Below are 6901 nucleotides of genomic sequence, written 5' to 3' on the forward strand. Positions count from 1 at the left end.
ATTCCGCTTACGCCCAATTGCGGACATGCCCCGGACCTGGCAGGCTGCAAGACATGTACCGTCTTGCTGCTTTCCTGCTGCTGTTCCTAGCGGCTTGCGATCCGCTCGGCAGTACTTCCCGAGATGAGGTGGCGTGGGCCAACTCGCCGGATGGTCGCACGCATGCCATCCTGCTGCAGACTAATGGCGGAGCGACAACCTCGTTTGGCTACCTGGTCGAGCTTCATCCGGCTGATCACCAGGGCGAACCGCCAGTGAGTGCGGGTAATTTGTACGGGGCGGTCCGAAGTGACTGCGCGTATGGCGTCGATCTTCATTGGCTCGAGCCGAGAACTTTGGCGCTCCGCTTCGACCGTGCGAAGCAGGTTCGCGTTCCATCCTCAGTGGTTGTCGGCGGCCGTCAGGTTCGGATTGTTCCACAACCCAGATACAAGAATGACGCGGCTCCCTGTGGTGAGATGCTGGCGAGCGGTGGAATGTTCAAGGGCAACTGACCACCGGTTGCCGTCGTGGCTGAGTCGGAAAGCTGTCTGTTTACGCCCACACGAGGACATTCAGCGAGGTTTGCGGAACGCCTGAAAGCAGACATACTGCGGCGATGCTCGCACTCTGTATCACTGGCTTCGATGTAGATCCGACCATAGTCACGAGAACGATCGGCTTTGAGCCAACGTCTGTCGGTCGGATAGGTGAGCCGTCGCCAAGCGGCAGACCGCGAAGGTTCAACGGTTGGTGGCACGAAGCAGAAAGCCAGCGCCTCGCAGGCGGTGAGCAGCACGACGACGCGCTGGTCCGCATCTTGGGCAATCTAAAAGGGCGAGAGGATCGTTTCGCCGAACTTCGGGAAACGATCCGACCCAAGCAAATAGCGATTTATGGCGGCCTGTATGTGCCCTCTGACGCGCAATGCGGCGTTTGGCTTGAGCCGAACCAGATGATGCTACTTGCCGCCTGCGGCGTCAGTTGGGGGCTTGATCTTTTCGCTGTCGATTAGGCCGCTGTTCCGTATGTCCGACCCTAACGCGGAAGGTCCGCTTCCCTCCCAAAATCGGACGCTAACCCCTGGTCGTCTACGATGGGGTATGAGCGGGGTATGCCTCACCTGCGAAAAGACGATTTACGAGGAGGACGCGCTGGCGCGGCGGAGGGCTTCTCCACCGCGATCATGTCCGCTCTCGCCTCTTGCGGCCATTCCGCGGCAATCGCACATGTCCGATCATGATTGATGCCACAGATGTTTTCGCCGTAGACCACACCGGCTTCACTGTTTCGTCTTTGGACGCAGCCATCCAGTTTTGGACCGAAGGGCTGGCTTTCAAACTTGAGCGACAATCTGAAATGGGCGGCGACTTCTTGCATCAGGTGACAGGTGTCGTTGATCCGAAAGTGCGTACGGCGATCGTCAAGGCGCCCGATGGCTATATGGTTGAGCTGTTGGAATATTCGACCGGGTTGCAGAATGGGACGGTGCCCGACAGCGCAGGATCTATCGGGGCGGCCCACATAGCTCTGACTGTAAGGGATATTCATGCCGCCATCGCCCGCGTCGAGGCAGCAGGATGGAAGCCGAAGGGTAGTCCGCTGCCGATCCCAGGTGGTCCACGCAAGGGAACCTTGGTGGTGTACGTGTCAGGCCCCGATCATGTCACGATAGAGTTCATGCAGCCGCCAAGCCGTTGATTAGCCGGCGGCTACTTTCCGCAAAAGCGGACATTCGCGGCGGAGACACCCTCCGCCGCAGCGACGTATTTCCACGCCGTTTCTGGCTCGATGTACCCTGAATGGCGGCGAGCATACCCCATTTCTGCTCACGCCCAAACCTCGACGTTCATGCCGACGATCCGGGCTCCCGATACCAGTCACTCGTTCATTTAAATCGATGAATGGGGTCAACCCCGACCCGTCGGTACGATCCTAAAGAGAAGGTTTCAGCAACCACTATGAGGTAGGGCGCGTTCATGAGCGCCGAAATCAGAGCCGTAACGCTGAAGGTAAGCAGGCTGAGGCTTCTGCCGCAAGTCATTGTGCTATTGGCTTTTCTTCTTCCCGTTGCGTTTCTAGCTACAATGTTTGGCTATGCGCTAATGGGCGAAGATCATGTAGGGATGGCCGGCCTCGCGATGTTTGCCATTTTAACAGCTATATCGCTCCTCTTCGTGTGGCTTCAAGTGCGCACGGTTCGTCGTTTAGTTCATCCTGATTTGCTAAGCGTGACTGTAGGTGGCGTAGAACTAACCCTTGGGCGCACGAGGCGCTACCATCCTTGGTTAGCGTTGGAAGAACCCGTATTGCGGCGTATAAATGGTAAAGGTGCAGCGCGTTCAATAGTCTTGCCCCAACGCAGTGGCGGCAAGCTAATCATAGCGGCCGAGGACTATGCTCATGATCCTGCTGATATTCTGACAATCCTCAAACAAGCTAAGGTTGGGCTTGTAACAGAACCGGACCAAAAGTCGTCCAATGCGCTATATGTGTTCTTTGCCATCCCGGCTTCGTGCGTCACCCTTGGCGTTTCTATTGTCGGTATAATTTGGATGGCTTTCAGCTAAGCGCTTGATCTAGGCGTAGTTATCCAACCAGTGGTGCTGAAAGCGGCCGGTCCGCTTTCCTCCCAGCAGCGAACATCGGCGGCGGCGCGGCAGGAGATGTCTGCTACCGCCCAAACCCGATCGTTCGAGGCAGGCTTGGTGCTTCCCGATTGCCGCCTTCCGTTCAGCAAGGCATCATATCGTAATGACGATCACGCCAGCCGTCCTTGTTCAGTTACCGCTGCCCGACGTCCGTGCGGTGATCTTTTACAAACGGGATGAAATTACGACGGATTTAATCTGCTGCGATGTCGAGGTCGCTGGGCATGTATGGTCGTTCCACGAGGAAGCGGCTGGCTGGCCAGACCTGATCGCATATCTATCCGCACTGCCGGGCTTCCGTGCCGATTGGTATGAAGCCGTGGTCAGCCCGCCGTTCGCTGCAGCCGAGACGATTGCGTTCGACCGGCGGTGATCGCCCAATTGCTGCCATTCACGTCTAGGTTATAACGGCCAAATGAATAAGGGCTACAACGGTCTGGGCAGTGGCGATCGCAATGGTTGCCTTTTCGCCGCACTTGCCGGTGTCGTGGCGCTAATTATCGATTGCGCCCGGCTTTTCGGTGACCCAGCACCCGGCACCGAAAGTTTGTGGTGGCGACAAATTCCGTTCCTGCTGCCGACGATTGTCGTCGTTTTCGCCACCTTTATGGCTGTTCGCGCAATAAACGGGCGAGACGAACGCTAAGGTCGGCTTTCTTCCCAGAAGCTGAAATCGGCGGCGGCACGGCATGGGACGTCCGCGATCGCCCACTAGCGGACACTCTCCGCCTCGCTACGATGCCAAGCATGGACGAATGGACAGGCTCACCCCCACTGCGCACCTTGGATGAACTCGCCGCCTTTGACGCGATGCGACGCTTCCTGGAAAGATGGTGGGAGGTGGGAGGCCGAGTCGAGGATAACATCGCGACCATCCTGTCCGCCACCAATCGCACGATGGGCTTGGACGTAAGCTCTCCGCAAGGCGCGCCGATAGATCGTACGATGTGGGAAGACTGGCGCGATGCCGTAGACGTCGTTCTTCGGAACGGTAGTGCGCCTGACAAAGACCCGCTCGCGAACGGCAGCTAACCTCCCATAAGCGGAAATTCCGCTTCCGCCCAATCTCGGCTGTTCGCCGCGACGCTGGCGCTGCCCGGAAGCGGAAGGCCGTTCAGGACGCGACCGGCGGGCTAGCTTCCGTCTGTCATCGCATGGCTTTCGCCATAGCGTTGCAACGTGGTGGCGCGCTGCTCTTCTAGCGCGATATGCACGATCACGGTTTCGTGAAGCTCGATGTCCGGGTGCGATGCGCTGTGGCCCGCGAACCAAAGAGCCTCCGCGAGCGGTTCGTTTTCATGCCACGTGGTCATCACGAACTTGTCGTCAGGTATGTTACCGAAATTGAACTCCTCCAACACGGTCCAGTCCACGGTGTCGTGCCACGCCTCACATTCTACGCCCCATGCGATGAAGTAGAGGCATCCGCTCCGCACAAGCCACGAGGCAATCTCGTTTCGCCAGCTCTGGCTTGTGGCCAACTCTGCGATCATCACTGCTCGGTAAGGACGAGCCACCATCGCTGGCGGCGCATCGTCCGGACGTAGATGCAGATAGTCAATTTGCATGATGGCAGCCTAGCGGCGGTCGAACCGAGTGCAAGCAAACGGCAGCTTTGGGACCGTCGCGCCCGAAAGCCGCCGTTCCGCTTCCCTCCCAAAAGCGGTCATGCCGCTAACGCCCACTTGCGGACATTCAAACATGCGATCATCCTGCTTTAATGGATCGTAGAAGCCTTTTAGGGTTAGTAGCAGCTTTTGCCACAACGCCAGCGGCGGCTAGGAGTTTTGCTCTCAAGTCGCCCCGCTCTTCGGGTTTGGAAAATCAGCAAGTGCAGCGGCTGTTCGAAGCGTGGTGGCAGCGTGACGAGGTTCAATTTCGTGCAATCTTCGTCAATAGATTAATGGACGACGGTTCTCCTATGAAGCGAGATATCGCGAACGAGCTTGATCGAACTGACCCACTACCCGCCAGCACGTTCGACATCTTCTCTAAGATGTTTTTGGACGAACGTAAAATCCGAAAGATAGTGCTGTTGGTAAACACCGATGGGGGAATTTTGCCGCTTGTTCCGAACAGAGCTTCGAGGCCGACTTAAACGCAGAAATCGACTCATCGAACCTTCATCTATTTTTGATCAAAATGTTAGGTCTTAACGTCCGATCGGTGACGCATCTCACAACGGTTGCGACGCCCGAACCGGGCAAGTTTGGCATATGGTCTGCCAACTGACCACTACGTCCGCTTTCCTCCCAGAGGCAGCCATTCCGCTTTTGCCCTATCAGCGGACATCAGCGGCGGCACGGTAGACGGTGCCGCTACTGCCCAGATCTCAGGCATTCATCTGCTGGTGGCAAGTGAGTGCAGAGACGCAAGCGGGGCATTCCAGTGGGATACGCGGGCTCGTGAACTCAGAAGCTCTCGGGCCACGCTTTCGCGGGTAAGAGGTCGGAGCACGGTGCGGAATCCCTGCTCGAAGATAAGCAAGCCATTTGCCGCTGGTACAACGTGATATGCCATCGACGCCTTTAGCCCAACATCGGTGTAAAGTAGCACAGGCCGATATGAATCCAGGCAAAGTCTCGCCGCAGCCACCCACTGACGCTTATACTCCCCCGCTGTCCAAACGATTGTGCTTGACCAGAATGCCTCGTTTAACTCGCCGAGCGATGCCTCGCCATATATGTAGCGACGCCCGGGAGCAGTCTGCTTTCTGAGCATCTTAGAGAATGTCAAAGCCTGTCGCCTCATCGGTCCGCTTTATAGCACCGAAAAGAATGGCACCTAACACCCAGTTGCGGGCATAAGCCTCCTATTGCGCTAGTGCGTTGGTCACAGGAAACCTATCCAAGATCGCGTCACACGAAGAGACGAGCGCTGGAAGGAAGGACTGATCGGCCTCCACGTTGAAGCGGTGCTGCTGGTTTAGGTGATCCGGGGTTATATCAACCACTCCCTCAACATGGCCTCTGCCACGCATCCGCAAGGCGAGCCTGATACCAGGTTCAAATCCTTCCAAGGCTGCCTCCCCGGAGAGTGTTGTTACCATTCCCACAACGCCGTTGCGAAACCGCTCAACATCTCCCGTCATGAGGATGGGGCCGCCGCATTCCACGAGTGCGCCAGATGCTTTCATTTCAGCTCGGATTACCAGCCAATTGCCGTCCCAGTAATCCGACGCGGCGGGAAACTCCCGGCCTTGCACCCAAAGCGAAAGGCCGCAGAAAGTCAGGTCAGGCTCGGTATCCATGCCTCCAACATGCCATGCCGCAAGTCCACTTCCTAGTGCCCTGCGTCCGTGGCGGAACGTCCGCTTTCCTCCCATAAGCGGCCATTCCGCTTCCGCCCATTTGCAGACATCGACGTTACGGTGCAAGTTCGGCAAATGGCATTCCGAGTTGGCGAACGAGTCCAAGTTTCTCCCGATTATAATTGGGCACCAGGCGCAATCGGGACGGTGTCCAACTACCCAAATTTTGGCCCACCGGCGCCAAACCAGCAACGTGCGGACGAGACCACAATGCTAATTTCTCGGAATGGCGAGACGTACGAAGAGGCCTGGGTCATCTTCGATGAGCCACAGAGCGATATAGACGGGGAAGGTGGCTACGTCGGGGGAGCAATCGCGTGCTCGGCCTTGACGCCCGTGCGATAACGGACGTCCACTTCCCACCACAAGCGGCGATTCCCCTAACGCCCAAATGCGGCCATGATGGTCACGCCTTTTCATCTGGCGGTGCAGTCCACTTTCTCTCGAACGACTGCTTTTCCCTCCGGACCGTTGAATCGACGTGACGTGCTCCCCGTCTTGTTACCGCTCAGACGTAAAGTCCCCGGGGTTCATGCTTGATGGTTGAGGGGATGGCAACGTGGTCCGGGGCATGCCCCGGACCACGTTGGCCGGCGATCTGGGCGGGGGTACGTCCGCCAAGCTGGGAGTGCGGCCTGACGGTGTCGTAGTCGTGCCGCCAGGCAGCCAGCACCGCTCTGGCGTGGGCCAGCGAGGTGAACAGCGTCTCGTTGAGTGTAATCGCATGCGGTTACACGTCGCGCAGGCGGCCGTTGAAGCTTTCCACGAAGGCGTTCTGGGTCGGCTTGCCGGGCGCGATGTAATGCCACTCGACCTGCCGTTCCTGCGACCAACGCAGGATGGCGACCGAGGTGAGCTCGGTGCCATAGCACATTGGGAAGCGCTGGAACGGGAGCCGCTATGGCCCTGATGAAGACAAGGCCGCGAAGCGGCCGCAGGCTTCATCAGGGCAAGCCATGGC

Annotated in this window: 8 protein-coding genes and 1 pseudogene; 6 read left to right on the forward strand and 3 right to left on the reverse strand. The window is 57.8% G+C overall.

Annotated elements, in window-relative coordinates:
• Positions 1–53 precede the first annotated feature (53 nt).
• From GGQ96_RS20085 to GGQ96_RS20110, 6 genes are all read left to right on the forward strand, one after another.
• The gene (locus GGQ96_RS20085; RefSeq protein WP_184117042.1) at positions 54–494 is read left to right on the forward strand and encodes a hypothetical protein; all 441 of its coding nucleotides are present in this window, start codon (positions 54–56) and stop codon (positions 492–494) included.
• Between the two features lie 104 nt (positions 495–598).
• Positions 599–994: a DUF4279 domain-containing protein gene (locus tag GGQ96_RS20090; RefSeq protein WP_184117043.1), complete on the forward strand. Its 396-nt coding sequence runs from the start codon at positions 599–601 to the stop codon at positions 992–994.
• A 224-nt stretch (positions 995–1218) separates the two neighbouring features.
• Positions 1219–1680, forward strand: coding sequence for a VOC family protein (locus tag GGQ96_RS20095; RefSeq protein WP_184117044.1), 462 nt, complete (start codon positions 1219–1221; stop codon positions 1678–1680).
• 278 nt (positions 1681–1958) lie between these two features.
• Positions 1959–2549, forward strand: a complete 591-nt coding sequence (locus tag GGQ96_RS20100) for a hypothetical protein (RefSeq protein WP_184117045.1) — start codon at positions 1959–1961, stop codon at positions 2547–2549.
• Positions 2550–2733: 184 nt separating this feature from the next.
• Positions 2734–3003, forward strand: coding sequence for a hypothetical protein (locus tag GGQ96_RS20105; protein ID WP_184117046.1), 270 nt, complete (start codon positions 2734–2736; stop codon positions 3001–3003).
• Between the two features lie 42 nt (positions 3004–3045).
• Positions 3046–3276 (forward strand): hypothetical protein, encoded by a 231-nt coding sequence (locus tag GGQ96_RS20110; RefSeq protein ID WP_184117047.1) that lies wholly within the window; start codon positions 3046–3048, stop codon positions 3274–3276.
• A 487-nt stretch (positions 3277–3763) separates the two neighbouring features.
• On the opposite strand, the gene GGQ96_RS20115 is transcribed toward GGQ96_RS20110, so the two are convergent.
• The 3 genes and pseudogenes from GGQ96_RS20115 to GGQ96_RS20125 form a co-directional block, all read right to left on the reverse strand.
• A complete protein-coding gene (locus GGQ96_RS20115) occupies positions 3764–4198 on the reverse strand; it encodes a DUF7684 family protein (protein ID WP_184117048.1) in 435 nt (144 codons plus the stop codon).
• 1244 nt (positions 4199–5442) lie between these two features.
• Positions 5443–5880, reverse strand: a complete 438-nt coding sequence (locus tag GGQ96_RS20120; protein WP_184117049.1) for a WapI family immunity protein — start codon at positions 5878–5880, stop codon at positions 5443–5445.
• A gap of 568 nt (positions 5881–6448) precedes the next feature.
• Positions 6449–6805 (reverse strand): annotated as a pseudogene (locus GGQ96_RS20125) (integrase core domain-containing protein); the annotation flags it as partial.
• Between the last annotated feature and the right edge of the window lie 96 nt (positions 6806–6901).

Origin of the sequence: Sphingomonas abaci (genome assembly GCF_014199625.1) — a bacterium.
GTDB lineage: Bacteria > Pseudomonadota > Alphaproteobacteria > Sphingomonadales > Sphingomonadaceae > Sphingomonas > Sphingomonas abaci.

Coding starts and splice junctions, on each gene's coding strand:
- GGQ96_RS20085 (WP_184117042.1), top strand. CDS start 54: ATGTACCGTCTTGCTGCTTTCCTGCTGCTGTTCCTAGCGGCTTGCGAT.
- GGQ96_RS20090 (WP_184117043.1), top strand. CDS start 599: ATGCTCGCACTCTGTATCACTGGCTTCGATGTAGATCCGACCATAGTC.
- GGQ96_RS20095 (WP_184117044.1), top strand. CDS start 1,219: ATGATTGATGCCACAGATGTTTTCGCCGTAGACCACACCGGCTTCACT.
- GGQ96_RS20100 (WP_184117045.1), top strand. CDS start 1,959: ATGAGCGCCGAAATCAGAGCCGTAACGCTGAAGGTAAGCAGGCTGAGG.
- GGQ96_RS20105 (WP_184117046.1), top strand. CDS start 2,734: ATGACGATCACGCCAGCCGTCCTTGTTCAGTTACCGCTGCCCGACGTC.
- GGQ96_RS20110 (WP_184117047.1), top strand. CDS start 3,046: ATGAATAAGGGCTACAACGGTCTGGGCAGTGGCGATCGCAATGGTTGC.
- GGQ96_RS20115 (WP_184117048.1), bottom strand. CDS start 4,198: ATGCAAATTGACTATCTGCATCTACGTCCGGACGATGCGCCGCCAGCG.
- GGQ96_RS20120 (WP_184117049.1), bottom strand. CDS start 5,880: ATGGATACCGAGCCTGACCTGACTTTCTGCGGCCTTTCGCTTTGGGTG.